Below are 25,202 nucleotides of genomic sequence, written 5' to 3'. Positions count from 1 at the left end.
GGATTAAGCAAGAATACCAGCCCAGTAACCTAAAATCCCCACGCCAAATAAACCGAAGATAATCACCATTGCATTCACTTTTTTACGTAATAAATACATACATAAGAAAGTCAGTAATAAGGCTAATAAACCTGGAAGTAGATCATTTAATACACCTTGCAATGTTACCACAACTTCTTCACCTAATTGGTTTTTATAGCGTGTAAGTTCTAATGGGACATTAATACTTGTCCATTTAGAAACCAACGAGCCCATGACAAAGAGACCAAGAATAGAAGCCCCTTGAGTGATTTTTTGCAAACGTCCACCCCCCATATCAGAAACGATTTCAGTGCCTTTTTCATAACCATATTTGAAACCATACCAGCGAGTAACAGCACGGATCACATTGATTAAAATAAAAAACAATAATGGACCTAAAATGCTACCTGTTAAGGCAATTCCAGCACCAAGTGCGGCTAAAACTGGGCGTAAAGTTCCCCAGAAAATAGGATCACCCACACCAGCTAGTGGCCCCATAAGTCCAACTTTTACACCGCTAATTGCCGCATCATCTACATCTTTTGCGCCATTAGCACGCTCTTGTTCCATTGCAGCAGTCACGCCCATAATTGCAGACCCAACCCAAGGTTGAGTATTAAAAAATTCAAGATGGCGTTTGAGTGCCGCAGCTTGATCTTCTTTTTTGCTATATAAGCGTTTGATTGTTGGGATCATCGAAACACAGAATCCCATTGATTGCATACGTTCAAAGTTAAATGAACCTAAAAGGAACGTTGAACGGAAATAAGTACTTAAAATATCACCCTTTGTAAGAGTTACTTTTTGTTCTGACATAATACGCTCCTTATAGACCTTCTAATTCGTTATCAGCAAGTTTTCTTTTGCTTGCCACTGGCATTGCGACTTGGTTAAAACGCGGATTTAATTGGATATAAAGCATTGCTAAACAAGTACCAAGAATACCCAATCCAACTAAGTTGTAATTAGTAAAGGAAGCAATAACAAAACCAAGGAAGAAAAATGGCATTAATGCACCCGCGCGCATCATATTAATCACCATTGCATAACCCACTACGACGATAAATCCACCGGCAATTTGTAAGCCACGAGTAATCACTTCAGGAATTGCATCTAATGCGCTAGTTACGGCATCAGTACCTGCGACTAAACCAACCGCTAATGCAGGAATTGCAACACGCAATGCTTGTAAAGAAAGCCCTGCAAAATGGCAAAGTTCAATTCCACGGAAATTAGCTTGCTCAGCAAATTTATCCGCTTTATGTTGTAAGAAGATGGTTAGTGTACGTACAAAAATAGTAAGCACTTGACCTGCAGCAGCAACTGGCACCGCGATAGCAATCGCTGTACCCACAGATTGACCGCCCTTAATAACAAGAATCGCAGAGATCACACTAGCAAGTGCCGCATCTGGTGCCATAGCAGCCCCAACGTTCATCCAACCTAGCGCGATCATTTCTAATGTACCGCCAAGGATAATACCAGTTTCAAGATCGCCTAATACCAAGCCAATCATAGTACAAGCAAAAAGTGGACGGTGAGTTTGACGTTCATCTAATACGCTCCCCATACCACAAATTGCCGCGACAAGCACGACTAAAATGAGTTCCATTGTTGACATAAAATGCGCTCCTAGAATTTAATTGAATCAAGTTTTTCGCGAGTAAGTTCAACAGGCTTATTCGCTGCCACTTTTTGAAGGGAAAGTTTCACGCCCATATCAAGTAATTTTTTGAATGCAGCGACATTAGATGGATTCACTGTGACTGCATCAGAAAGCTGTTTATTTCCTTCTTTATGCGTCATTCCGCCCACGTTAATGGTATCAATACGCAAACCACCTTCGATTAAACGCACTGCATCTTCAGGCTTGGTCACAAGCATTAAAATATTACGGCTCGCATATTTTGGATTGTTGTAAACCTTAATCGCTTTATCCACAGGAATGACATAGGCTTTCAAATGTGGCGGCGCAATTTGAAGAAGCAATTCCTTACGTAATTCATCATTTGCTACTTCATCACTAATAGCAAAAATGGCTTCGCATTTCACTGCTTTTGCCCAAGAAGTAGCGACTTGACCATGAATTAAACGATCATCAATACGCAGTAAATTGACACTCATACGTCCATTAGGATCGTATTGAATATTATCTTCCTGTTCCTCTGATTCTTGTTCAGAATTGACCGCACTTTTTGCTTCTGAAGTGGCTTCAGGTTGAGCGAAAGAGGCAACATCATCTGGTTTCCGATAACTTTTCACCGCCATTACGCCAACTTCCTTGGCGACATCTGCAAGAGCTTCCGCTGATTTTGCATCATCCTTGGCATCTAATACTTCTAATAACATTGGTAAACTTACGCCAGTGACAATATCATCTTGAGGACGTTTTGCCGCCACTCGAGCTGCCGCGTTATACGGGCTACCACCAAATAAATCTACCAAAAATAACACGCTATCTGATGGCGAGCATTCAGCAATAATAGCCTCATACTTTTCCACCAAGGTGTCTTGCCCTTCTCCTGGAACGAATGTTACACCGTGGAGTCCTTCCACCTCACCAAACACCATTTCAGAAGAATTGACCAACTCAGCAGCAAGCTTGCCGTGAGCAGCAACGATTACTTGAATCATTGGGATACTCCTAAAGTTGTAAAAAATCGCCCGAGAGCATAAAGTAAACGTTTGCACAACTCAAGAGAATTATAAGTGTTCGCACCATTAAAAATTGATATTCATCAATTTTTAGCGATCATAGGGGAGATTTTGAACAGGTTAATTTAGCATAAATTATGCGTGATTACGCTCCATAATTTTTGGATAAAAAGTGCGGTATAAACTAAGAAAGTTTTTAAAAATAAGAAAAAAGTGCGGTGAAATTTCACCGCACTTTTTTATGCCTAATTACCCGCCAAACCATCTCTAATTCGTTTTTCAAACTGATTATAATCCACTAAAAACGCATCGTGTCCGTAGTCTGATGGAAATTCATAAAAATGTAAATCCACTCCACTTTGTTCTAAAAGCTGTTTACTTTTATAAAGATCCACTGGTTTAAAAAGCTGGTCCGTAGTCACAGAAACCAACGTATAGCGTGCTTTAATGCGTGATAATGCCTCTTTGATATTTTCATATCCCAAACTGGGATCATACATATCTAACGCACGCAATAAATGCAAATAACTATTGGCATCAAAACGTTCTAAGAATTTTTTGCCTTGATAAGAAAGGTAGGATTCCACTTGAAAGTAATCGCCCCAAAAGCTGCCATCTGATTTTATGGCACGCCCAAAGGCTTTCGCAAGTTGTAAATCGGTGCGGTAAGTCAGCATACCTAGCATACGCGCAATAGATAGCCCTTGATCCGGCGGTGTACCATCATAGTAATCGCCACCATTAAAATTAGGGTCATTAATAACCGCTTGACGCATCACGTGGTTAAAGCCTATGGCTTCAGCACTAAAATAAATGGATGAGCAAAGATTTACGATATTATCCATAAAATCAGGATAATCAATCGCCCATTGGTTCGCTTGCATGCCGCCAAAAGATCCGCCAATAATGGCTTTTAAATGGCTAATGCCAAGATGATCAAGCAAAGCTTTTTGTACTTTGACAATATCTTGCACGACAATATTAGGAAATTGGCTACCATAAGGTTTACCCGTTTGCGGATTAATCGATGAAGGCCCTGTTGTTCCCTTGCAGCCGCCTAATACGTTCGAGCTAATAAAAAAATAACGATCCGTATCCAACGCTAAACCTGCGCCCATAAAATTCTGCCACCAGCCATCGCGTCCATCATCGAAATAAGGCTCAGCATCGCCAGTCAAAGCGTGGCAAATTAATACCGCATTATTTTTTTCGGCATTGAGCGTGCCATACGTTTGATACGCAACATTGATATGGGAAAGTTTGCCGCCAAGCATCAGAGTTAAAGGCTGTGTGTCAAAAAGCACTACATTTTGCACAGACATTGAAAACCTATCGTAATAATCAGAATGGCGTTTAAACTATCAGTAAGTCGATTAGCTTGTCAAGAAATTTTAGCCGTCTAAACGGCTAAATTATCGCACATCAATGCGATTCACAAAATCCATCAAATTCCCCTTGAAGTGCGGTCGATTTTTCATTATGTTTACCGCTATGCTAGTAAAAAAATTCTCCCCAAAATTCACCGCACTTTTTCGCGCCCTACTCTACGCAATCTTTGCATTGATTATACTTTGCTTGCTAGTTGATCGAGGCGTAAGTTTTTATGTTCGCGATAAAATATTCACAAATATTGATGAACTGCCCTTTCGCCCTTACGCCCTTGTGCTTGGCACATCAAAATATACCGTCAGCGGAAAACCGAACGTTTATTACGATAGTCGCTTAATGGCAGCTAAAAGCCTAATCGAACAACAAAAAGTGAATTATCTTTTATTAAGTGGCGACAACCGAACGTTGCAATATAACGAACCAAGAGCAATGTTTCGCGATTTACGCAAAATGGGCGTGCCAGAAACTTTAATGTTCCGTGATTTTGCTGGTTTCCGTACGTTAGATTCCGTTATCCGCGCCGATAAAATTTTCCAAGTGCAAGCATTTACGATTGTCAGTCAAAAATTTCATTGCGAACGTGCACTATTAATTGCCCAAGCACATAATATTGATGCCATTTGCTTTGTGGCAAAACAGCCAGAATTACATTTTTCCACACAAATAAGAGAAGTTTTTGCCCGCATAAAAGCGGTTTTTGATTTGATATTAGGGGTTGAACCTTATTTTTTGGGTGAGCCAGAACCTTTGCCGAAGAAAAATTTTCAGTGAAATAATCGTTAAAATCAACTTAATATGTTTTTTGCCTTTCTAAAGGAGTTAAAGAATCATTTATAATTTTTTCTAAAGGTTTATATAGAGAGTGCTTTAGTGTAGCCTCAATTTCACCTTCAAGATAAGATTTTTGGTTTTGATCAGATACTTTTGATAATGCTATTGTATTAACTTCAAAATCTCTAGCTAAATATATTTCTTGTTGAGAACTGCAAGACCAATCTAACTTAAATCCAGCTTCTTCAGATAGAATACGAGTAAATTCACGAAGAGTGCGACTATTCCCGTCAGGAAATGGGTGAAAATAATCTAATTTTTTATATATATCTGCAAGTTCTTTCGCAAATTCACTTTTATTTAGTCCTTTCATTTTCTCTAGGTTGATAGAATTAAGAACCGCCTTCGCATCTTCAATACTATTTTTATCCATTGAGCTATAACAAACAGTGATAATGCCAAATCTTGGATAGTTTCGGTCTTTATGCCACAATTTATCATTTTTAACTTCAGCTCTAAATTTTCCTGCAACTGTAGGGCTATCCTGAAAAATATAACTATTTAATTTTCTCAAATGTTCCAATGAGAAATCTCCTTTAATTGGATTTTCCCTTAGTTCTGATAAACGAATAAATGATAACTTATCTTTAATCTCTTCTTCAGAATATCCCTTAGCCAAATCATACCCCTGCTTTAACTGCTTCAATATATTCTTTTGTAAATTCTTCTCTTGTTAAGAAGCCTTGAATATATTTATCAGCAATATCTAATAAACCTCTAGATAGGGTAATGCCTTCTAAACCTACACTTGACTTTGCATATTCAACTGCTTCGCGTCTCGCTTCTTTTTCAGTTTCAGTAATCATAGGTTTTCTCCTCAATAACTTCATCGTTAATGCTACATATTATACAATAAATTTATCAAACTTTTTAATAATACCCAAATTGACGATATATCATGCCCTATATAGTATTTTTCAAAGTGTTAGTTATCTAGGGCAATCCCTAAATATCTCTTCCAAAAATTTCCGCTAAAATTTGCAAGTCTACTTCAAATTGGTTAAAATCCAAACGCTATATATGGATAATTTCATATAAGGCATTTCATACTAAAATTATTTAAACTTACAAAACTTATCAGGTGAATTTATGAAATACTCACAAGCAAGCAAGCAAAATTGTAAAAAAAAACTTCTTAGTATTCTAATCTCTTCTGCGCTTTCTACTACTGCTTTTGCTACTAACTATACTGAAATTAATATCAATAACCAAAATTCTGGTGAAACGCCAGCTCACGAAGTAACCGATAGTACAAACACCGTTACTGGTGATGTAAATATCACTGTTACGCCTGCAAATCCTTCAATACATACTTATCCTAAAGCCATTATTATTCGTGGCGATCGTACCGAAGAAATTCAAGGAAAAACCAATATTGCTGTCACTTTAGCCAGTGAAGTAAATCCTAATAAATCACCAGATTCCAACGCCGCTTATGGCATTGCGGTTGGGTATGACTATGATGGTGGTGGTAAAAATAAGACTGTTTTGACATTAAAAGATGATGCAACAATCAAAGTAGATAATACCCCAGGGACTATTCTTGGTTCTATAAGCTATAGCGGTGCCACTGCTAAAACCGGTCATCAACTTTCAGGGATTAGGATCTATCGAAAATCATCCGATCATTCAACCCCTATTTTAACTTCTGAAAAATCATTAACCATTAACGTTGAAGATAAATCAACCAAAAAAATTGGCGATTATTTAGTGGGTATCTACATTGCAGGTGATGGTGCTGAAGCCAATCTAAAAGACAGCAAAATCACTGTAAAAGCAAATGGTAAACATTCCGCAGCACTGAAAATTGGTAAACCAGAATTACCTAACACGCCAAAAGATGACAAGTACAAAGGTGCAGTGATCAACTCAACAGGCAATATGGTGCTTGATACGTCAGAAACAAAAGATTCAGCTACGGTGCGCTTATTTGGCACAAAATCCCGTTTAATCGCGGATAGTGAAACCAGCACAGGAACAATCACATCAGGTAATTCAGCTATTGTATTTGATACGCAAGATTACTTCACTAAGGTCACATATAGTATTTTTAGTGATACTGTTTATCGTAACGAACCAAACAAAGATCAAGAAGTGCGCTTAAATAATACCAAAATTTCAACCACTTCTGAAAATGCCTCATTGATTGTTGCTGATGCCAAGAATGTGAACAGCCTTGCCGTAAATATGAAAAAGGAACAAGTCAAAAATTGGTTTAACAATGGGGAATTTTTTGCCGAAAATGCAAAATTCTTATTAAAAGGCGCGCAATCTGAAGCAAGGGCGGCAAATAAAGGTTGGTTGGCTGAAACAAAATTGGCAAACACCAAAGCCTCAGATCTCACTTTTACGCTGGATAATCAGGCAAAAGCGGTCGGCTTGACGCATCAGCGTTCAAGGGTGGGCTTAAGCTCTAAACTTGATGTCACCGTTGATAATAACGCAACTTGGGAATTAGCACCGAAAACCGATGAAGCTGTCCAACGTGCGACCGCTTATGATGTGAATCTTGCCAATGGTGGGGTACTAGATGCTTCAAAACATGCGACTGGAGCAGGCACCGACTATAAAATTACATTAATTCATAAACACAGTGATAAAAACGTAAGTAAACCATCAATTTCTGATGGAACTGTTTCTATCCCTGAAGGATATATCTTTGGCGCATCTGGTATATTAATCAATCCAGATGGAACAGAAAAATCATTTGCAATGCGCTTCCCCCTCCGTATTACCAATGCAGTGCTAACAATTACAAATGGCGCAATGGAATTAAAATCAGAAGATCTTGGAACCATAAAACTAACAAAAGCTACTTTTAACCTTGAAAAAAACACAATATTAGAAACACCTAAAGATCCTAAATATCCTAAAGGTCCTAAAGATACTGTATTACTCTCAGAGGGTACATTAAAGAACGCTGATAAAGGTTTTTCTTTATCTGGCAGAACTGCCGTATTTGAAAAGGGAACATTCACCAACGGCGGTGTCATCACCCTAGCCAATCAATCCTATGCTGACAAACTTACCATTGAAGGGAATTATGTTGGTAATAATGGCGTGTTAGAAGTAAACACCAAATGGGATACCCCGGGCGATTATTCTGGCGCAAATTCAGAATCAGATTTATTAACGATTACGGGTGATGCCTCTGGTAATACGACTGTCAAAGCTATTAAAACAGATGGAACTGAAAATGTTATTGATGGCTCAATCGGCGAGCTTGCTGATCGCTACAAACGTAGTGTCCCTGTTATTAAAGTTTTAGGCACAGACAATGGAACAGAAGGCAATGAAATAAATTCTACGGATGCAACTAAACCTTACGCTTACAATACACGTTCAACCTTTACTGGTACAGCAAAAACCACAGGGGCAGGAGAATTACAATTAGTTTCACATAAAGATGACAATGGTGTAACAGAATACTTCTGGACTTTAACCACGCCGAATCAAGATAAAACCATCATCACGCCAAGCGCACCGGCTTATACACTCGTTCCTCGCCAAAACTTGGAATTAGGCTATACAATGTTGGATACGCTTCACCAACGTCGTGGCGAAAACCAAACCCTTTCTTGGGATAAACAAGGCGGTTATTGGCAAGATGTAGAAAAACAATCTTGGGGGCGCGTAATCGGCAAACACCTCAAACTCGACGGAAAAGAACGTTTTGGTTTAAAAACCAATATGTACGGTTTCCAAGTGGGGCACGACTTTGATGTTAAAACCAAACAAGATGACGAGGGCAAACTCGCTCGTCGTTTTACTGGCTTATATTTCGGCGCGTTACGTTCTCACAGCAAATTCTATGATGAATACCGCGCGAAAAATGGTGTCGTGATCGCAGATAAATTAACTTCTCGCGTAAAAACTACCGCACTTAATCTTGGTGTAACTGATACGCGTTACAATGAAAATGGCACTTATATTGACTGGGTGGGACAACTTTCTTGGTTAAATAACCGTTATTCATCAGTTGATGGCACAAGTGCGAAAAATCACGGCTGGGGTGCTGCCCTTTCAGTGGAAACGGGTCGTCCTTACGCATTAGGTAAAGATAAAACCAACAACGGAGATAGTTGGATTTTAGAGCCACAAGCACAACTTATTGCTCAATACTTGCGCTTAGGCAACTTTAACGACGGCACTCGTTCCGTTTCGCAAAAAGGTTATGGCTTGCGTGGTCGTGTTGGTTTCCGTTTGGCATATAACAAACCAAATGATAAACAACGCACTCGCACCTATTATTTCATCGGTAATATTTGGCACGATTTTAAAGCTACAGGCAATGCATTAATTGGTCGTGACAAATTAACCGAGAAATTTGACCGCACTTGGTGGGAATTAGGCTTAGGCTCTCAATTCTCATTAAGTGAAAACACTTACCTTTATGCGGATGCTCGCTATGAAAAATCATTCGATAGCAACAGACATAAAGGTTACCAAGGCACCGTGGGTGTGAAATATTCTTGGAAATAATGAGCAACAAAGAGAATAATCAGGGCGTGTAAACGCCCTGTAGTACTACAGGGGGATGTGTAACATAGTTACACATCGAAAAATTAAAATCCTAATCTCTCACTAACATTCAATGTAGTACTTCTCTTTTCCTGTTATTTGGTGACAGAAAAGATAAGGATCTATCTGTTCGATCTAGTCAATTTTCTTCTGTCGTAAGAAATTCTTCTTTTATACGATTTTTTATTATGAATACAAAAACTTCTTTTTCTTATTCTCTAATTACTTTGGCTTTGTGGTCCACTTATTCGTTTGGGGCGGTTTCTGATGATGTTATTGCAGGAACACCACCTACCTATGGTGGCAATAATGGTAATAATATTATCGCTGGTGATGGTACTAATTTATATTCAAACGCCCGCAATAATATTATGAATACAACTGGGAATAAAGGATTTGGCGGCTCCTATAGTTTGGTTATTGGTGAGAGCGCAGGTCATGATGCTGGTAATGATAAGGGCAATGCTAAATATCTTTTACTCGTAGGTGAACATGCTGGAGAAGGCATGTGGGGAGTTAGCAAATATAAATTTATCTTTGGGGAAGCGGCTGGCTGGAATGCAGGTGGGGAATATGTATATGCCTTTGGTTCACATGCAGCTCGCCGAGCATCAGGTAGCTATAACTTTTCTTTCGGTGAAAATTCTTATTCTAGTGATGCTGTCAGCTGGGGTAGCTATAACTTCAATTTTGGTGAAAATTCTGGATATAACAACAAAGGAAGCCGAAATGTCAATTTTGGTTTCCACGCAGGAGAAGGAGTAGAGGGTAATGACAACTTTGCTTTAGGTCATCATGCAGGAACAAATGTAACAGGTGATCATAACTTCGCCTATGGTCAAGATGCTGGTCAAAATACATCAGGTAGCCGCAATATAGCTTTAGGTCAAAACGCAGGTCAAAATGTAAAAGGCGTGTATAACTTAGCATTTGGTCTAGGAGCTGGTTCAAAAGTAGATGGCCACAAAAATGCGGCTGGTGTCTACGGGCAATCCGTGGGTTCTAATAATATGGCTTTCGGCAAATACTCTGGAAATAATGTGGTTGGTAACTTCAACCTTGCCTTTGCTGAAAATGCAGGGAATTATGTCGGTCATGATTGGGAAGATATCTATGATGCCGATGGCAAGTTTATTGAGACAAAAGATAAAGGTACTGTAGATGGTGCAGAGCACAATATCGCTTTTGGATATAGTGCGGGAAGATGGATTGCTGGTCAAGATAACCTTGCCGCAGGCGTCAATTCTGGTAGCAGGATCAGAGGTGACAGTAACGTTGTTTTAGGTAAAGAATCAGGAAAAGAAATAACAGGAAGCTTCAATACATCCTTGGGTCATGAAAGCGGCAATAAAGTAACGGGCAGCAATAACTTTGTAGCAGGTGCCGAAGCGGGTAAAAACGTAACAGGTAACAATAACTATGCAGCAGGATACCAAGCAGGCAATGATGTAACTGGTGATAATAACCTTGCAATGGGTAAAAATGCTGGAAATAAACTCACTGGTGATGACAATATCTCTATTGGTCATGAAGCTGGTGTTGAATACGAGAACGTGGAAGAAACACAATCTGATGGTACAAAGAAAACTGTTCGTAAAATAAAAGGGCTGCCCGTAAACTACGCGATTGCAGTTGGTAAACAAGCTGTAGCCACGAAAGCGAATGCAGCAGCATTCGGGAATGAAAGTAAAGCTTCAGAAGTACGATCTTTGGCTTTAGGTTATAAAGCAAATGCAAGCATTGCAGATAGTGTAGCAATAGGCAGTAATGCAACCACAGTATCTACTTCAAATTATTCAATGGGTACTGATAAGAATTACAATTCTATGGGAATTGATAACCATACATTTAATTTTGCAGGTGGCAAAAATGTTGTAGGTGTATTTAGCGTAGGTAATGAAACACAAACTCGCCGAATCCAACACGTTGCGCCAGGCTTAATTTCAGCGGACAGTACCGATGCAATCAATGGTTCACAACTCTTTAGTTTTATTCCTCGAGCTTCTTTCTATACAGGAGGGGCGAAAGGCAATGCCTCAACACCAATTGGTACAACAGAAGTTGCAAAAGATCTTTTAGTCAATGGCTTGCGCATGGATTTTGGAGATGGTTTATATGCAGAAAAACGTACTGATTCTAAAGGTGACTTTATTTTTGTAGGCTCGAATACGAAAAATACAACGGGTGATGCAGGAGTTGCAGGCCCTAAAGGTGATAAAGGTGATAAAGGTGATAAAGGTGATCCTGGACAAGATGGTGCAGCTGGTGCACAAGGCCCTAAAGGTGATAAAGGTGATCCTGGACAAGATGGTGCAGCTGGTGCACAAGGCCCTAAAGGCGATAAAGGTGATCCTGGACAAGATGGTGCAGCTGGTGCACAAGGCCCTAAAGGCGATAAAGGTGATCCTGGACAAGATGGTGCAGCTGGTGCACAAGGCCCTAAAGGTGATAAAGGTGATCCTGGACAAGATGGTGCAGCTGGTGCACAAGGCCCTAAAGGTGATAAAGGTGATAAAGGTGATCCTGGACAAGATGGTGCAGCTGGTGCACAAGGCCCTAAAGGTGATAAAGGTGATCCTGGACAAGATGGTGCAGCTGGTGCACAAGGCCCTAAAGGCGATAAAGTGATCTGGACAAGATGGTGCAGCTGGTGCACAAGGCCTAAAGGCGATAAAGGTGATCCTGGACAAGATGGTGCAGCTGGTGCACAAGGCCTAAAGTGATAAAGGTGATAAAGGATCCTGGACAAGATGGTGCAGCTGGTGCACAAGGCCCTAAAGGTGATAAAGGTGATCCTGGACAAGATGGTGCAGCTGGTGCACAAGGCCCTAAAGGCGATAAAGGTGATCCTGGACAAGATGGTGCAGCTGGTGCACAAGGCCCTAAAGGTGATAAAGGTGATCCTGGACAAGATGGTGCAGCTGGTGCACAAGGCCCTAAAGGCGATAAAGGTGATCCTGGACAAGATGGTGCAGCTGGTGCACAAGGCCCTAAAGGCGATAAAGGTGATCCTGGACAAGATGGTGCAGCTGGTGCACAAGGCCCTAAAGGTGATAAAGGTGATAAAGGTGATCCTGGACAAGATGGTGCAGCTGGTGCACAAGGCCCTAAAGGTGATAAAGGTGATCCTGGACAAGATGGTGCAGCTGGTGCACAAGGCCCTAAAGGCGATAAAGGTGATCCTGGACAAGATGGTGCAGCTGGTGCACAAGGCCCTAAAGGTGATATTGGAGCAACAGGTCCTAAAGGCGACAAAGGTGATAAAGGCGATAAAGGAGATACGGGTCCTATTGGTCCTCAAGGTCCAACTGGAATGAAACCACAAGAAATCCGTATTATGGATCAACGCATTCATCATCTTGAAAATCGTGTTAATAAACTTGATAAACGCGTAAATGGATTAAGTGCAACAATCGCTGCTGCGGCTGCATTACCACAATCGACTATTCCAGGTAAATCAATGTTTGCTGCGGGTAGTGGTATTTCTGCGGGCTCTTCAGCTGTGGCAGTCAGCTACTCAAGAATGTCTGATAATGGGAAAACCGTTGTAAAATTTGTCGGTACGGCAAATACCAGTAAGGATTATTCAGCGGGTGTCGGTGTTGGCTATCATTGGTAATCATTAATCTAGGGAGATAATCCCCTTTTAAAAAGACAAAGGGCTGATTTTAAATATCAGCCCTTTGTTTTAATGATAAATTTTATTCCACCACAGCCCAAAATTCGGCAACGGTGTGGAAAGATCCAAAGATTAAAACAACATCATTTTTCACCGCACTTTTAAGTGCTGTACGCACGCCATCCATAACAGAATTATCTGATGTAACTTGAACTTGTGGGAAATGACTTTTCAATTTCTCTGCTAATTCATCGCCTGACTGCCCGCGATAGCCACCTAAGGTTACGCAATGCCATTCATCAATAATAGGCGTTAAATGCGCAAATACACCATTTGCATCTTTGTCTTTGAGCATCCCACATACGGCAATAATTTTGCCCTCAATGTTGCATTTAAGTGCGGTCAATTTTTCAGATAAATATTTTGCGGCATGAGGATTATGCCCCACATCAACGATAATTATTGGCAAGGTTTCAACTGGTACGCCAAGATAATCCGCTAATTTTTCACGTCTATCTGCTTTTATAGCTTGAAAACGACCAACCAGTTCTACCTCTTGCAAAGATTTTCGCAAAGTCTGTTCTGAAATATCAAAAGGTAAACATTGAACAGCAGCCAGAGCCGTTGCGGCATTCGCCAATGGAATCTGACAAAACGGTAAATTTCCTAACCGCACTTTTTTATTTTGCCATTGCCAATTTTCAGCATTTTGCTCAAATGACCAATCCACATCACGTCGAGAAACTTGACAATGTAATTTTTCAGCCTGATCTAACATTGTTTGCGGCACATTAGGTTCACCAATCACGACAGGGCAATTTTCACGGAAAATTCCTGCTTTTTCAAAAGCAATGGCCTCTCTGGTATCCCCAAGGAAATCGGTGTGATCAATATCGATGCTAGTAATCACCGCAAGATGGCTATCCACAATATTGGTTGCATCTAAACGACCACCCAACCCCACTTCTAAAATCACCACATCTAATTTCGCTTGCTTAAATAAATGCAATGCAGAAAGGGTGCTAAATTCAAAATAAGTGAGTGATTCTGTTTTGTTCTCATCAATAAAAGCAAAAGAGGCAGTATGTGCTTCATCCGGTAAATCTTGATTTTGAATGCGTACTCGCTCGTTATAACGTAGTAAATGAGGCGAAGAATACACGCCCACACGTAATCCGTGATTAAGCAAAATCGTTTCTAATAAGCGGCAAGTTGTGCCTTTACCATTCGTCCCTCCCACAGTTATCACATAAGGGGCAGGATGAAGTAAATCCAATTTTTCTGCCACGGATTTAATACGATCTAAACCAAGATCAATGGGTTTAAAATGGCTTTTTTCCAAATAAGAAAGCCACTCAGCGAGTGGCGAAGTGGCTTTAAGTTGCATATTATTCATCTTCTGAAATGAGTTCAGGTTCTACAAAAGGAGAAGGTTGATTCGTTAATTTACTCAGTACACTTGCTAAAGTTTTACGCATTTCTGAACGTTTCACGATCATATCAATTGCCCCTTTCTCAAGTAAAAACTCACTACGTTGGAAACCTTCTGGGAGTTTTTCACGTACGGTTTGTTCGATAACACGTGGACCAGCAAAACCAATTAAAGCTTTTGGCTCGGCAATATTTAAATCCCCTAACATCGCAAAACTGGCTGATACGCCGCCTAAAGTCGGATCCGTTAATACTGAAATAAATGGCACGCCTTTTTCACGCATTTGGGCAAGCACCGCGCTAGTTTTTGCCATTTGCATTAAAGAAAACAAGGCTTCTTGCATACGTGCACCGCCACTTGCAGAGAAACATACAAACGGACAATTCATTTCCATTGCCTTTTCAGCTGCTTTAACAAATTTTGCACCAACCACAGAACCCATTGAACCGCCCATAAAAGCAAAGTTCGATGCAGCCACAACAATTGGCATATTATAAAGTGTACCTGTCATAGTGATTAGTGCATCTTTCTCGCCCGTTTCTTTTTGCGCCGCACTGATACGATCTTTATATTTCTTTAGATCTTTAAATTTTAAAATATCTTTTGGTTCTAAATCTGCCGCTATTTCTTGGCTTGAACCTTCGTCCAATAAGTTTAATAAACGCTCACGCGCATCAATACGCATATGATGACCACATTTCGGGCAAACATAAAGATTACGTTTAAGCTCTTCACTATAAAGTACTTGTTCACAAGAAGTACATTTTGTCCACACGCCTTCCGGCACATTGGCTTTTCGAGTGGAAGAAGAAGGACTTTTACTAAAAATTCGGTTAATCCAGCTCATTTTTTGACCTTTTTATTGACTAGAAAATTGCGCGTATTAGAACATAAATTTATAGAATTTGCTACTTGTAAGGCCGTTTTTATACTGCTCCGATTTCCTTTTAAACAAGATAATTTGCTCTCCTCTTATTGAACATTTTTTCTATTTTTTTGTCTTATAGACCACGTTGTCTGAAATCTATTTTGGAGTATTTTATGAAAAAAACACGTTTTGTATTAAATAGTATTGCACTTGGATTAAGTGTATTAAGCACATCATTTGTTGCTCAAGCCACTTTGCCAAGTTTTGTTTCGGAACAAAACAGTCTTGCACCAATGTTAGAAAAAGTTCAACCTGCGGTGGTGACGCTTTCCGTTGAAGGAAAAGCAAAAGTTGATTCTCGTTCTCCTTTTCAAGACGATATTCCTGAAGAATTTAAATTCTTCTTTGGCGATCGTTTTGCCGAACAATTTAGTGGACGCGGAGAATCAAAACGTAATTTCCGTGGTTTAGGTTCTGGTGTCATTATCAATGCAAGCAAAGGCTATGTTTTAACCAATAATCACGTTATTGATGATGCTGATAAAATTACCGTGCAATTACAAGATGGGCGTGAATTTAAAGCGAAATTAGTGGGTAAAGATGAGCAATCAGATATTGCATTAGTACAGCTTGAAAAACCAAGTAATTTAACAGAAATAAAATTTGCTGATTCCGATAAATTACGCGTAGGCGATTTTACTGTTGCAATTGGTAATCCATTTGGTTTAGGTCAAACTGTTACATCAGGCATTGTTTCTGCATTAGGTCGTTCAACAGGCTCTGACAGTGGTACTTATGAAAACTACATTCAAACCGATGCAGCCGTAAACCGCGGTAATTCGGGTGGTGCATTAGTCAATCTAAATGGCGAACTTATTGGCATTAATACCGCAATTATTTCTCCAAGCGGTGGTAATGCAGGAATTGCCTTTGCGATTCCAAGTAATCAAGCAAGCAATTTAGTGCAACAAATTTTAGAATTTGGTCAAGTACGTCGCGGATTGCTTGGTATTAAAGGTGGCGAACTCAATGCTGATTTAGCCAAAGCCTTTAATGTAAGCGCGCAACAAGGCGCATTTGTGAGTGAAGTATTACCGAAATCAGCTGCTGAAAAAGCAGGTCTTAAAGCGGGCGATATTATCACGGCAATGAACGGTCAAAAAATCTCAAGTTTTGCTGAAATGCGTGCAAAAATTGCAACCACTGGTGCAGGCAAAGAGATTAGCTTGACTTACTTACGAGACGGCAAATCCCACGATGTTAAAGTGAAATTACAAGCGGATGATGGTAGCCAACTTTCCTCAAAAACTGAGTTGCCTGCATTAAATGGCGCAACATTGAAAGACTACGATGCAAAAGGCGTTAAAGGCATTGAAATCACAAAAATTCAACCTAATTCGCTGGCTGCACAACGTGGTTTAAAAGCGGGCGATATTATTATTGGTATTAATCGTCAAATGATCGAAAACATTCGTGAATTAAATAAAGTGCTTGAAACTGAGCCATCAGCAGTTGCACTTAATATTTTACGAGGTAACAGTAATTTCTATTTATTAGTGCAATAATCTGCTTGATATATTTAAGAAAAAAGTCCGATCACAATGATCGGACTTCTTTTTATGCAGCAATCGTTCTTAACAAATCTACCACAAATTCTAACCGCACTTTGTTATCTGATAGATCTTTCATAAACTTAAATTTCAATGGGCCATCAAATCGATACACAATAGGTTCTTTTTGAATTAATTGAATAAATTTATCTGGATTCACTTGTGCTTTTGGTGAAAACTCAATAAAACCGCCTTGCGTTCCTGCATCAATTCGCACAACTTTTAACGGCTCAACCAACAAACGCAACTCTGCAATTTGCAGTAAATTTTTTGTCGCGTCAGGCAATAATCCGAATCGATCTATTAACTCAACTTTTAACTCGTCCAACTCTGATTTACTCTCTGCTGCGGCAATACGTTTATAAAAGGATAAACGCATATTCACATCACCTAAATAATCATCTGGCAATAAAGCAGGTACGCGCAATTCAATATCCGCTTGTTGTTGCGTCAATTCTTCTAATGATGGCTCTCGCCCTTCTTTTAACGCTTTAACCGCTGCATCCAATAATTCCATATAAAGCGAAAAACCGATGCTTTCAATTTGTCCGCTTTGTTCGTTTCCGAGTAATTCGCCAGCGCCACGAATCTCTAAATCGTGGGTTGCTAAAATAAAACCAGCCCCAAGATTATCAAGATTTTCTAACGCATCTAGGCGGCGTTCAGCATCTTTTGTCATCATTTTAGGTGGGGGCGTAAGCAAATAAGCATAAGCCTGATGATGTGAACGCCCAACTCGTCCACGTAATTGATGCAACTGAGCCAAGCCAAAATGATCCGCTCGTTCAATAATAATGGTATTTGCCGTTGGTACATCAATACCCGTTTCGATAATGGTTGAACAAACTAACACGTTATAACGCTGATGATAAAAATCACTCATCACACGTTCTAATTCACGTTCTCGCATTTGTCCGTGCCCCACAATCACTCGTGCTTCAGGCACAAGTGCGGTCAGTTTTTCTGCTGTATTTTCAATGCTTGCGACATCATTGTGAAGATAATAAACCTGCCCGCCACGTAAGATTTCACGCAAAATCGCTTCTCGTATAACAAGATCGTCATTCTGGCGTACAAAGGTTTTAATACTTAATCGGCGTGCAGGAGGCGTAGAAATAATAGACAGATCACGAATGCCATTCATCGCCATATTAAGCGTTCGAGGAATTGGCGTTGCCGTTAGCGTAAGAATATCGATATTCGCACGAAGCTGTTTTATTTTCTCTTTTTGCCCTACACCAAAACGGTGTTCTTCATCAATAATCAACAAGCCAAGATCGCTAAATTTGACATCTGATTGAATTAATTTATGGGTACCAATCAGTATATCGACTTTGCCTTCTGCAAGATTTTCCAGAATTTGTTTTTGTTCTTTTGCGGTTTTAAAACGCGATAACACTTCTACGTTCACAGGCAAATTCGCAAAACGATCTTTAAAATTCTCATAATGCTGTTGGGCTAACAGTGTAGTTGGCACTAGCACTGCTACTTGCTTATGATTCATCACAGCCAAAAAGGCAGCACGCATTGCCACTTCAGTTTTACCAAACCCCACATCACCACAAACAAGGCGATCCATTGCCTTAGGCTGACACATATCCGAAATTACCGCATTAATTGCCATTTCCTGATCGTAAGTTTCTTCAAAAGGAAAGGTTGCAGCAAATTGTTGAAATTCTTCACGATCATATTTAAAGCAAGCTTCTTTCGCTACGTGTGCATAACATCTAATAACTCGGCCGCCACATCACGAATTTTCTCCGCTGCTTTTTGGCGCGATTTCGCCCAAGCCTCGTTACCCAGTTTATGTAATGGCGCACTTTCATCAGAACCACCAACATAACGGCTAATCAGATGTAATGAAGTCACTGGCACATAAAGTTTCGATTCATTTGCATAATTTAGCAGCAAATATTCGGCTTTAATTCCGCCTGTATCTAAGGTGACCAAACCGCCATAACGCCCCACACCGTGATCAAGATGCACAACTGGTTGCCCTATTTTCAACTCGGCAAGATTGCGCACAAGCGTGTCAGGATTAATCGTTTTACGTTTATCTCTAGAACGTTGTTGAACGCGCTCGCCAAGTAAATTAGCTTCACCAATAATCGCAACAGGAAGGGATTGTTCAATTATAAAACCTTGTTCAAGAGAGCTGACTAACAAGCTAAACTTTTCATTTTCAGCCTGTTCCAAGGATTGAATTTGTTTTGGCTTGAGTTTTAACGGTGAAAGCAAATCAAGCAACGTCTCTCGGCGACCTTCCGTCTCCACAGAAAACAGTACATTTCCTTTAAAATGCTCAATAAATTGACGGAGTTGTCCCAATGGTTCTTTTTGCTGGGATTGAATGGTCACTTCTGGTAAAGCGACAACAGGTAAATTTTTCTGGCGTACCGATGACCGCACTTTTTCCGCTTTAAATGTAATGCGTGGATAAGATTTCAATCGGCGATTGACTTCATCAACATTAAGCCATAATTTTTCAGGCGATAAAAGCGGACGCATGGGATCCACTTTACGTTGTTCATAACGCTGTTTGGCATCTTGATAAAAACGCTCGCCTTGCGTTTGGTTGTTTTCCATATCCAAAAACAGCGTTTGTGCTGGCAAATAATCAAACAAAGTCGCCATTTCAGAAAAGAAAAGTGGCTGCCAATATTCAATGCCAGAAATCAAGGTACCTTTACTGATTTGCTGATAAATATGTTCAGGATCTCGGCGAATTTCACCAAAGGTTTCACGAAATTGCGCACGGAAAAATTCAATCCCTTTATCATCCGTTGGAAATTCATGAGCTGGCAAAAGATTAATTGAGCTAATTTCATCAAGAGTGCGTTGCGTATCCACATCAAAAGTACGAATAGAATCAATTTCATCATCAAAAAAATCAAGACGAAAAGGCACCGCACTTCCCATTGGGAAGAGATCCAACAAAGCACCACGAACTGCGTACTCGCCGTGTTCTAATACTTGCTCCACAGCACGATAGCCCGCTGCTTCTAATTTTAAGCGCATTTTATCAATGACCAAGCGATCGCCTTTTTTAATCAGAAGCACATTGTGTTGTAAATATTGTGGCGGGCAAAGGCGTTGCATTAATGTCGAAATCGGCAATAAGAAAATGCCTTTTTTCGCATTTTGTAAATGGAAAAGCGCACTTAAACGAGAGGAAATGATTTCTTGATGGGGAGAAAAGGTATCGTAAGGTAAGGTTTCCCAATCAGGAAAAAGGCATACATTTTGGCTGCTTAATTCCGATAAAACACGTGATAAACGCACAGCACTTCGCGTATCTGGTGTCACCACTACGGTTAAATTTTGGTTTTGCTCTGCAATTTCACTAATCGCCAATGCATCAGCACCTTGTAAGACATTGCCTAAAATTTTGTGATCATTGGGTTGGGTTGGAATATCAGGTTGGAAAAAAGCCGTTTTCATAAATATAAATAATGCGCCAATCTTGTATAAAAATTGGCGCATAGTGTACTGGAATTTGAATTATCTTTCAATAAATTTACTGTTTAAAAAAACAGTTAATATTTATTTCTTTAAAAGAGATTCCTCTTTCTTCAAATTACCATTTTCATCTTCTGTTGCTGACATAGGCACGCAGCTACAATTAGGTTGATCTAATCCCCACTCTTTAATGAAATTATCATATTTTTCAAGTGCGCGTTTAAACCAGCCTTTTGGTTTTGCGGTTTGTTCTGTCATAAAGTTCCTCGCTCTAAATATTGTTTAATTTCTAAACGCAAACATTCTACGCCTTTTTTCTTGTTAATGAGAAGTTGTTTTTTTGTTAAATAAGCGGAAATTAATGGGAAATTTTCTTTGCCTGCTAATTTTAATAAACGCCTCATCGCAGGAACGCTCGAAAATAAAGTGCGGTGAAAATTAGCGAAGTTTTTTAAGCTCATCCAATCGAATTCATCAAGCTGCCAATCAAGCTGATTTTGCTCAAAATTTATGGCGAACGGATGAAAAGATAAAGGGATATCACGCTGAAATTGTTTGTGCGCAGTATCAACTAAAGCCAAGCCTTCTTTGGAAATACCTTTAAGGGCAATCGCTGAATAACAACCACTACTCGCTTCTTGGTGTTCACCTAAATGCACCAAAACAAAACCGCACTTTTGCCAAAATTTGGCCAGTTCGTCAGTGTAGCCAAAACTCACTGAAAGAAAATCCACTTCTGAATTTTCCATAAATTTCATTAGATTTTGACCAATACCCTTTTTTTGCCAATTTGGCTGGACCGCGATACGAGAAATACGTAAGGAACGTAATTTACAGGCTTGAGACAGATTTTCATGGAAACATAATGCTTGTGGAACAAGATTCCCTTTCGGGCGACGTTTGCCTTGTTGAATTTGAATAATCAACTCATCATCAGCCATATTTCCTTCTTCTAATGCCCAAATTGCACCGAGCAAATTCTGTTGATATTCGGCAAAATAAAAACGTTGATTTTCTCCATCAAGTAAACGGCGAAGATCAAGTGGCGACGTTCGATAATGAGCCAATGTCATTAAGCCATAAAAATCTCGAAATAAAAATTGACGATTATATTTTCCTTTACTACCCTTACTTGTGAGGGGAGCTTCCAAAGCTTGAGGGAGACTGGCTATATCTAAATCCCCCTTCCGCCCTTCGGGCACCTTCCCCCGCAAGCAGGGGAAGGAAAGATTTTTAGCGTTTTCCTCTATGTTATAAGTAATATTGCTATAGTCAAAGTGCTGAAAATCATCTTCGGCATTTAGCAACAAAAGCTCATCAATAAAATGTTCTAACGGATCATTTTCTTGCCAACGTAGGGGCTGTTTAAGCTCAAAATGCTGAAAAGTGCGGTGAATTTTCTGTTTAAATTTTAATTCGAAACCACGCCCCGTTCCTTCATAGCTATGAATTGTAGTACTGAAGACAATATGTTGAAAATATTGAGAATATTCTTGCAATAACGGCAATGGGATCATCGCAGCTTCATCTACAAGCAACCAAGCAGATTGACTAAATTCTGGTTCATGTTGTAACCGAATAGCCAGTTCATCAGGAGCGATAAATTCAATTTCCCCTTCTGAAAATTCGATAACCGAATGCACCGCACTTTTACTCGGTGCGGTGAGATAAACTGGCTCTTGAATTTGATCAGCCAGCATCCCCAATAATGCGGATTTCCCTCTTCCCCGCTTGGCGGTTAGAAAATAAATATCCTGCTCGGCTTGTAAAATAGTCTCGATAATTTGTTGTTGCGCTAACGTAGCATTTTTATAATGTTCGTTAGAGTAAAAAACAGGGGAAAATTCAACCGCACTTTCCTCTCTTAAAATGGGGAAATGATAGCGTTCAATGCACTGTTTAAAATGATCAATAAAATTAGGCGTGGCGATTGCTGACTGATTTCCATTCCAACGTAAACTATCTTGATCAGGCTGCTGAGATAAATTTTCCCAATCGGATAACACTAAACAAAGTCTGCCGCCCATTTTCAGTGTTCCAGCTGCAATAGCCAGCGCTTCAAGATGAATGCCATTTCGTGCATCAAATAAAATATGTTCAAATTCTTGTCCGAGCAAATTCGTTGCTTTAGAAAAAGCAATGCCGCTCTCACCGATAATTAACACGTTATCAGGCACAAGCGGCAAAGTTTTGTTGATTAAAATTTGAAGTTGACGAGATGGCATCGTGTTATTTTAAATAGGCAATTAACATCGCACCAATAAAACTTACGCAAGCAAGCCAAAAGAAAATGCTTTTGGGTTGAGAAACTTTTTTACTGAAAAATTTCGCTGCAAACAGGATATACAAAATCAGTAATGCGAATTTAGCGACCAACCACCATTCAATATCAAAAACAAAGAGATATAAAATAACAACGCCAGAAACAATCAGCAAGGTATCCGATAAGTGCGGTAAAATTTTTAATAATTTTATCGAACGCCAGTTTTTGCCAGTAAGCTGCATTGCGCCACGAATCGCCAACAAGGCAAAACTTAAAAAGGCGAAAAAAATATGTAAATAAACTAGCATAATCACTCCCAAAAAAGTAAGAAAAGTGCGGTCAAAATCCACCGCACTTTCTCAATATAAATTACTTCGCAATACGTTTATATTTAATACGATGTGGCTGAGTGGCTGCATCGCCTAAGGTTTTCTTTTTCCACTCTTCGTAGTCTGAGAAGTTACCTTCATAGAACGTGACTTTACCTTCATCACAGTAATCTAAAATATGTGTTGCGATACGGTCTAAGAACCAACGGTCATGGGAAATCACCATTGCACAGCCTGGAAATTCTAAAATCGCATTTTCTAACGCACGCAAGGTTTCAACGTCTAAGTCATTGGTTGGTTCGTCCAATAACAACACGTTGCCACCACGTTGTAGAAGTTTCGCTAAGTGTAAACGACCACGTTCTCCACCCGATAATTCGCCCACGCGTTTTTGTTGATCCACACCTTTGAAGTTGAAACGCCCCACATAGGCACGGCTTGGAATTTCAAAGTTACCAATGGTCAGAATATCTTGTCCGTTAGATACTTCTTCCCACACGGTTTTCTTATCATCCATTGAGTCACGGAACTGATCTACCGAAGCAAGCACAACGGTTTCGCCCATTGTCACAGAGCCTGAATCTGGTTGTTCTTGACCTGACAACATGCGGAATAAAGTTGATTTACCCGCACCATTTGCCCCGATAATTCCAACGATTGCCCCTTTTGGAATACTAAATGATAAATCATCAATCAAAGTGCGGTCACCGTAAGATTTAGTTAAGTTTTGTACTTCAATCACTTTATCACCCAAACGTGGACCAGGTGGAATAAAGAGTTCGTTAGTCTCATTTCGTTTTTGATATTCGCCAGAGTTCAATTCATCAAAGCGCGCCATACGTGCTTTACTTTTCGCTTGACGGCCTTTAGGATTTTGACGCACCCATTCCAATTCTTTCGCAATAGATTTTTGACGCGCATTTTCAGCTGCTTGTTCTTGCTCTAAGCGTTTCTCTTTTTGCTCTAACCAAGAAGAATAGTTACCTTCCCAAGGAATACCCTCGCCACGGTCAAGCTCTAAGATCCAACCGGCTACGTTATCTAAGAAATAACGGTCGTGGGTAATTGCCACAACAGTGCCTTCATAATCATGTAAGAATCGCTCTAACCATGCCACCGATTCCGCATCTAGGTGGTTAGTTGGTTCGTCTAATAAGAGCATGTCTGGTTTTTCGAGTAATAAGCGACAAAGTGCCACACGGCGACGCTCACCACCAGATAAATGTTCGATTTTGGCATCCCAATCCGGTAAACGTAACGCATCTGCCGCACGCTCTAATTGGTTATCTAAATTATGCCCATCATGCGCTTGAATAATGGCTTCAAGATTCGCTTGCTCTGCCGCCAGTTTATCGAAATCTGCATCGGGATCCGCATAAAGTGCATACACTTCATCTAAACGAGTCAGTGCATTTTTCACTTCAAAAACAGCCTCTTCCACAGCTTCACGCACGGTTTGTTGCGGTTCTAGCTTTGGCTCTTGCGGAAGATAACCGATTTTAATCCCAGGTTGTGGACGTGCTTCCCCTTCAAATTCTTTATCTACGCCCGCCATGATGCGTAAAAGGGTTGATTTACCCGCACCATTTAAACCTAAAACCCCGATCTTAGCGCCGGGGAAAAAGCTTAAAGAAATATCTTTCAAAATATGACGCTTCGGTGGCACCACTTTACCGACACGGTGCATCGTATATACAAATTGCGTTGACATTAATTATTCCTCATTAAAAATGACGCCCTATTTTACTGGAAAATAGGGCGAAAATATAGGAAACAAGCGGTAGGATTTTACAAAAGTTTCGCGGAAATTGACCGCTTGTAAATATTTAAGGGTAAAACAGCTCCCTAAATGAAATAGACACTTTAGGACTTAAATTACATTGCAAATGTAGAAGTACCATGCCGATGTAGAGCGGGCTTAACATTTGCAAGACTTTGTTGAAAACGTTTATTGTGTTCAAGCTCCCATAAATCAATACGTGTTTGCAGATTAAGCCAAAACTCAGGCGTGGTATCAAATGCTTTAGCAAGTTTAACTGCCATTTCTAGCGTAATTCGTGAACTATTATTAACAATGTTGCTTGCCGTATTACGATGTACATCTAAAATTTGAGCTAAATCATTAATTTTAAGACTTAAAGGTTCTAAAAACTCTTCTTGTAGAATTTCACCAACAGAAGTGGGTTTTCTCGTCATCATATTATC

At 39.9% G+C, this 25,202-nt stretch carries 18 protein-coding genes and 1 pseudogene; 5 read left to right on the top strand and 14 right to left on the bottom strand.

Annotated elements, in window-relative coordinates; genetic code table 11:
* Positions 1-3: 3 nt before the first annotated feature.
* The 4 genes from manZ to metX form a co-directional block, all read right to left on the bottom strand.
* Positions 4-837, bottom strand: coding sequence for a PTS mannose transporter subunit IID (gene manZ, locus DV428_RS05060; protein ID WP_005635877.1), 834 nt, complete (start codon positions 835-837; stop codon positions 4-6).
* A gap of 10 nt (positions 838-847) precedes the next feature.
* Entirely contained in the window at positions 848-1,642 is a 795-nt protein-coding gene (locus tag DV428_RS05055; protein ID WP_005628385.1) for a PTS mannose/fructose/sorbose transporter subunit IIC, read from the bottom strand.
* A gap of 11 nt (positions 1,643-1,653) precedes the next feature.
* Complete coding sequence (locus DV428_RS05050) at positions 1,654-2,655, bottom strand: mannose/fructose/sorbose PTS transporter subunit IIA (RefSeq protein ID WP_053466415.1); 1,002 nt, start codon at positions 2,653-2,655, stop codon at positions 1,654-1,656.
* Between the two features lie 266 nt (positions 2,656-2,921).
* A complete protein-coding gene (metX, locus tag DV428_RS05045) occupies positions 2,922-3,998 on the bottom strand; it encodes a homoserine O-acetyltransferase MetX (protein ID WP_114908901.1) in 1,077 nt (358 codons plus the stop codon).
* Between the two features lie 157 nt (positions 3,999-4,155).
* Between metX and DV428_RS05040 the strand changes: the two genes are divergently transcribed.
* Complete coding sequence (locus DV428_RS05040; protein WP_114908900.1) at positions 4,156-4,836, top strand: SanA/YdcF family protein; 681 nt, start codon at positions 4,156-4,158, stop codon at positions 4,834-4,836.
* Between the two features lie 19 nt (positions 4,837-4,855).
* On the opposite strand, the gene DV428_RS05035 is transcribed toward DV428_RS05040, so the two are convergent.
* Together DV428_RS05035 and DV428_RS05030 are read right to left on the bottom strand one after the other, a co-directional pair.
* On the bottom strand, positions 4,856-5,542 hold the full coding sequence (locus DV428_RS05035) for a Fic family protein (RefSeq protein WP_244188315.1): 687 nt from the start codon (positions 5,540-5,542) through the stop codon (positions 4,856-4,858).
* Positions 5,517-5,702: an antitoxin VbhA family protein gene (locus DV428_RS05030; protein WP_114908898.1), complete on the bottom strand. Its 186-nt coding sequence runs from the start codon at positions 5,700-5,702 to the stop codon at positions 5,517-5,519. Before DV428_RS05030 ends, DV428_RS05035 begins: the two co-directional genes overlap by 26 nt.
* A 283-nt stretch (positions 5,703-5,985) precedes the next feature.
* Here DV428_RS05030 and DV428_RS09725 point away from each other — a divergent pair, with 283 nt between their 5' ends.
* The 3 genes from DV428_RS09725 (at position 5,986) to DV428_RS09780 (ending at position 13,036) form a co-directional block, all read left to right on the top strand.
* Positions 5,986-9,378, top strand: coding sequence for an autotransporter family protein (locus DV428_RS09725; protein ID WP_114908897.1), 3,393 nt, complete (start codon positions 5,986-5,988; stop codon positions 9,376-9,378).
* A 227-nt stretch (positions 9,379-9,605) separates the two neighbouring features.
* Positions 9,606-12,140 (top strand): hypothetical protein, encoded by a 2,535-nt coding sequence (locus DV428_RS05020; RefSeq protein WP_114908896.1) that lies wholly within the window; start codon positions 9,606-9,608, stop codon positions 12,138-12,140.
* A 5-nt stretch (positions 12,141-12,145) separates the two neighbouring features.
* Positions 12,146-13,036 carry a YadA-like family protein gene (locus DV428_RS09780; RefSeq protein WP_114908895.1) on the top strand — a complete coding sequence of 297 codons (891 nt, stop codon included), beginning with the start codon at positions 12,146-12,148 and terminating at the stop codon, positions 13,034-13,036.
* An 82-nt stretch (positions 13,037-13,118) separates the two neighbouring features.
* Here DV428_RS09780 and folC read toward each other — a convergent pair whose 3' ends face one another.
* Complete coding sequence (gene folC, locus DV428_RS05010) at positions 13,119-14,423, bottom strand: bifunctional tetrahydrofolate synthase/dihydrofolate synthase (RefSeq protein ID WP_162790777.1); 1,305 nt, start codon at positions 14,421-14,423, stop codon at positions 13,119-13,121.
* Between the two features lies 1 nt (position 14,424).
* Complete coding sequence (gene accD / locus DV428_RS05005; RefSeq protein ID WP_053466482.1) at positions 14,425-15,315, bottom strand: acetyl-CoA carboxylase, carboxyltransferase subunit beta; 891 nt, start codon at positions 15,313-15,315, stop codon at positions 14,425-14,427.
* Between the two features lie 194 nt (positions 15,316-15,509).
* Between accD and DV428_RS05000 the strand changes: the two genes are divergently transcribed.
* The gene (locus DV428_RS05000; RefSeq protein ID WP_114908893.1) at positions 15,510-16,901 is read left to right on the top strand and encodes a DegQ family serine endoprotease; all 1,392 of its coding nucleotides are present in this window, start codon (positions 15,510-15,512) and stop codon (positions 16,899-16,901) included.
* A 52-nt stretch (positions 16,902-16,953) separates the two neighbouring features.
* On the opposite strand, the pseudogene mfd reads toward DV428_RS05000, so the two are convergent.
* From mfd to DV428_RS04975, 6 genes and pseudogenes are all read right to left on the bottom strand, one after another.
* Positions 16,954-20,387: pseudogene (mfd, locus tag DV428_RS04995) on the bottom strand (transcription-repair coupling factor).
* Positions 20,388-20,489: 102 nt separating this feature from the next.
* Positions 20,490-20,663, bottom strand: coding sequence for a DUF5363 domain-containing protein (locus tag DV428_RS09615; RefSeq protein ID WP_162790776.1), 174 nt, complete (start codon positions 20,661-20,663; stop codon positions 20,490-20,492).
* On the bottom strand, positions 20,660-22,630 hold the full coding sequence (locus DV428_RS04990) for a tRNA(Met) cytidine acetyltransferase TmcA (RefSeq protein ID WP_114908892.1): 1,971 nt from the start codon (positions 22,628-22,630) through the stop codon (positions 20,660-20,662). The genes DV428_RS09615 and DV428_RS04990 overlap by 4 nt, the downstream gene beginning before the upstream one ends.
* Before the next feature lie 4 nt (positions 22,631-22,634).
* Positions 22,635-22,976, bottom strand: coding sequence for a SirB2 family protein (locus tag DV428_RS04985; protein WP_005634743.1), 342 nt, complete (start codon positions 22,974-22,976; stop codon positions 22,635-22,637).
* Positions 22,977-23,037: 61 nt separating this feature from the next.
* Positions 23,038-24,708 (bottom strand): energy-dependent translational throttle protein EttA, encoded by a 1,671-nt coding sequence (ettA, locus tag DV428_RS04980; RefSeq protein ID WP_114908890.1) that lies wholly within the window; start codon positions 24,706-24,708, stop codon positions 23,038-23,040.
* A 164-nt stretch (positions 24,709-24,872) separates the two neighbouring features.
* Complete coding sequence (locus DV428_RS04975; RefSeq protein ID WP_009499989.1) at positions 24,873-25,196, bottom strand: HigA family addiction module antitoxin; 324 nt, start codon at positions 25,194-25,196, stop codon at positions 24,873-24,875.
* Positions 25,197-25,202: the final 6 nt, after the last annotated feature.

This window comes from Haemophilus haemolyticus (assembly GCF_003352385.1).
Lineage (GTDB): Bacteria > Pseudomonadota > Gammaproteobacteria > Enterobacterales > Pasteurellaceae > Haemophilus > Haemophilus haemolyticus_I.
The sequence above is the reverse complement of the archived record's forward strand: the minus strand, read 5'-3'. Positions and strand labels throughout refer to the sequence as shown.

What these genes read in the sequence shown, in the direction of transcription:
- folC (WP_162790777.1), bottom strand. Translation starts at nt 14,423, where the DNA reads ATGCAACTTAAAGCCACTTCGCCACTCGCTGAGTGGCTTTCTTATTTG.
- DV428_RS04975 (WP_009499989.1), bottom strand. Translation starts at nt 25,196, where the DNA reads ATGATGACGAGAAAACCCACTTCTGTTGGTGAAATTCTACAAGAAGAG.
- accD (WP_053466482.1), bottom strand. Translation starts at nt 15,315, where the DNA reads ATGAGCTGGATTAACCGAATTTTTAGTAAAAGTCCTTCTTCTTCCACT.
- DV428_RS05050 (WP_053466415.1), bottom strand. Translation starts at nt 2,655, where the DNA reads ATGATTCAAGTAATCGTTGCTGCTCACGGCAAGCTTGCTGCTGAGTTG.
- DV428_RS04990 (WP_114908892.1), bottom strand. Translation starts at nt 22,630, where the DNA reads ATGCCATCTCGTCAACTTCAAATTTTAATCAACAAAACTTTGCCGCTT.
- DV428_RS04985 (WP_005634743.1), bottom strand. Translation starts at nt 22,976, where the DNA reads ATGCTAGTTTATTTACATATTTTTTTCGCCTTTTTAAGTTTTGCCTTG.
- metX (WP_114908901.1), bottom strand. Translation starts at nt 3,998, where the DNA reads ATGTCTGTGCAAAATGTAGTGCTTTTTGACACACAGCCTTTAACTCTG.
- DV428_RS05055 (WP_005628385.1), bottom strand. Translation starts at nt 1,642, where the DNA reads ATGTCAACAATGGAACTCATTTTAGTCGTGCTTGTCGCGGCAATTTGT.
- manZ (WP_005635877.1), bottom strand. Translation starts at nt 837, where the DNA reads ATGTCAGAACAAAAAGTAACTCTTACAAAGGGTGATATTTTAAGTACT.
- DV428_RS09615 (WP_162790776.1), bottom strand. Translation starts at nt 20,663, where the DNA reads ATGACAGAACAAACCGCAAAACCAAAAGGCTGGTTTAAACGCGCACTT.
- DV428_RS05020 (WP_114908896.1), top strand. Translation starts at nt 9,606, where the DNA reads ATGAATACAAAAACTTCTTTTTCTTATTCTCTAATTACTTTGGCTTTG.
- ettA (WP_114908890.1), bottom strand. Translation starts at nt 24,708, where the DNA reads ATGTCAACGCAATTTGTATATACGATGCACCGTGTCGGTAAAGTGGTG.
- DV428_RS05040 (WP_114908900.1), top strand. Translation starts at nt 4,156, where the DNA reads ATGTTTACCGCTATGCTAGTAAAAAAATTCTCCCCAAAATTCACCGCA.
- DV428_RS09725 (WP_114908897.1), top strand. Translation starts at nt 5,986, where the DNA reads ATGAAATACTCACAAGCAAGCAAGCAAAATTGTAAAAAAAAACTTCTT.
- DV428_RS05000 (WP_114908893.1), top strand. Translation starts at nt 15,510, where the DNA reads ATGAAAAAAACACGTTTTGTATTAAATAGTATTGCACTTGGATTAAGT.
- DV428_RS05030 (WP_114908898.1), bottom strand. Translation starts at nt 5,702, where the DNA reads ATGATTACTGAAACTGAAAAAGAAGCGAGACGCGAAGCAGTTGAATAT.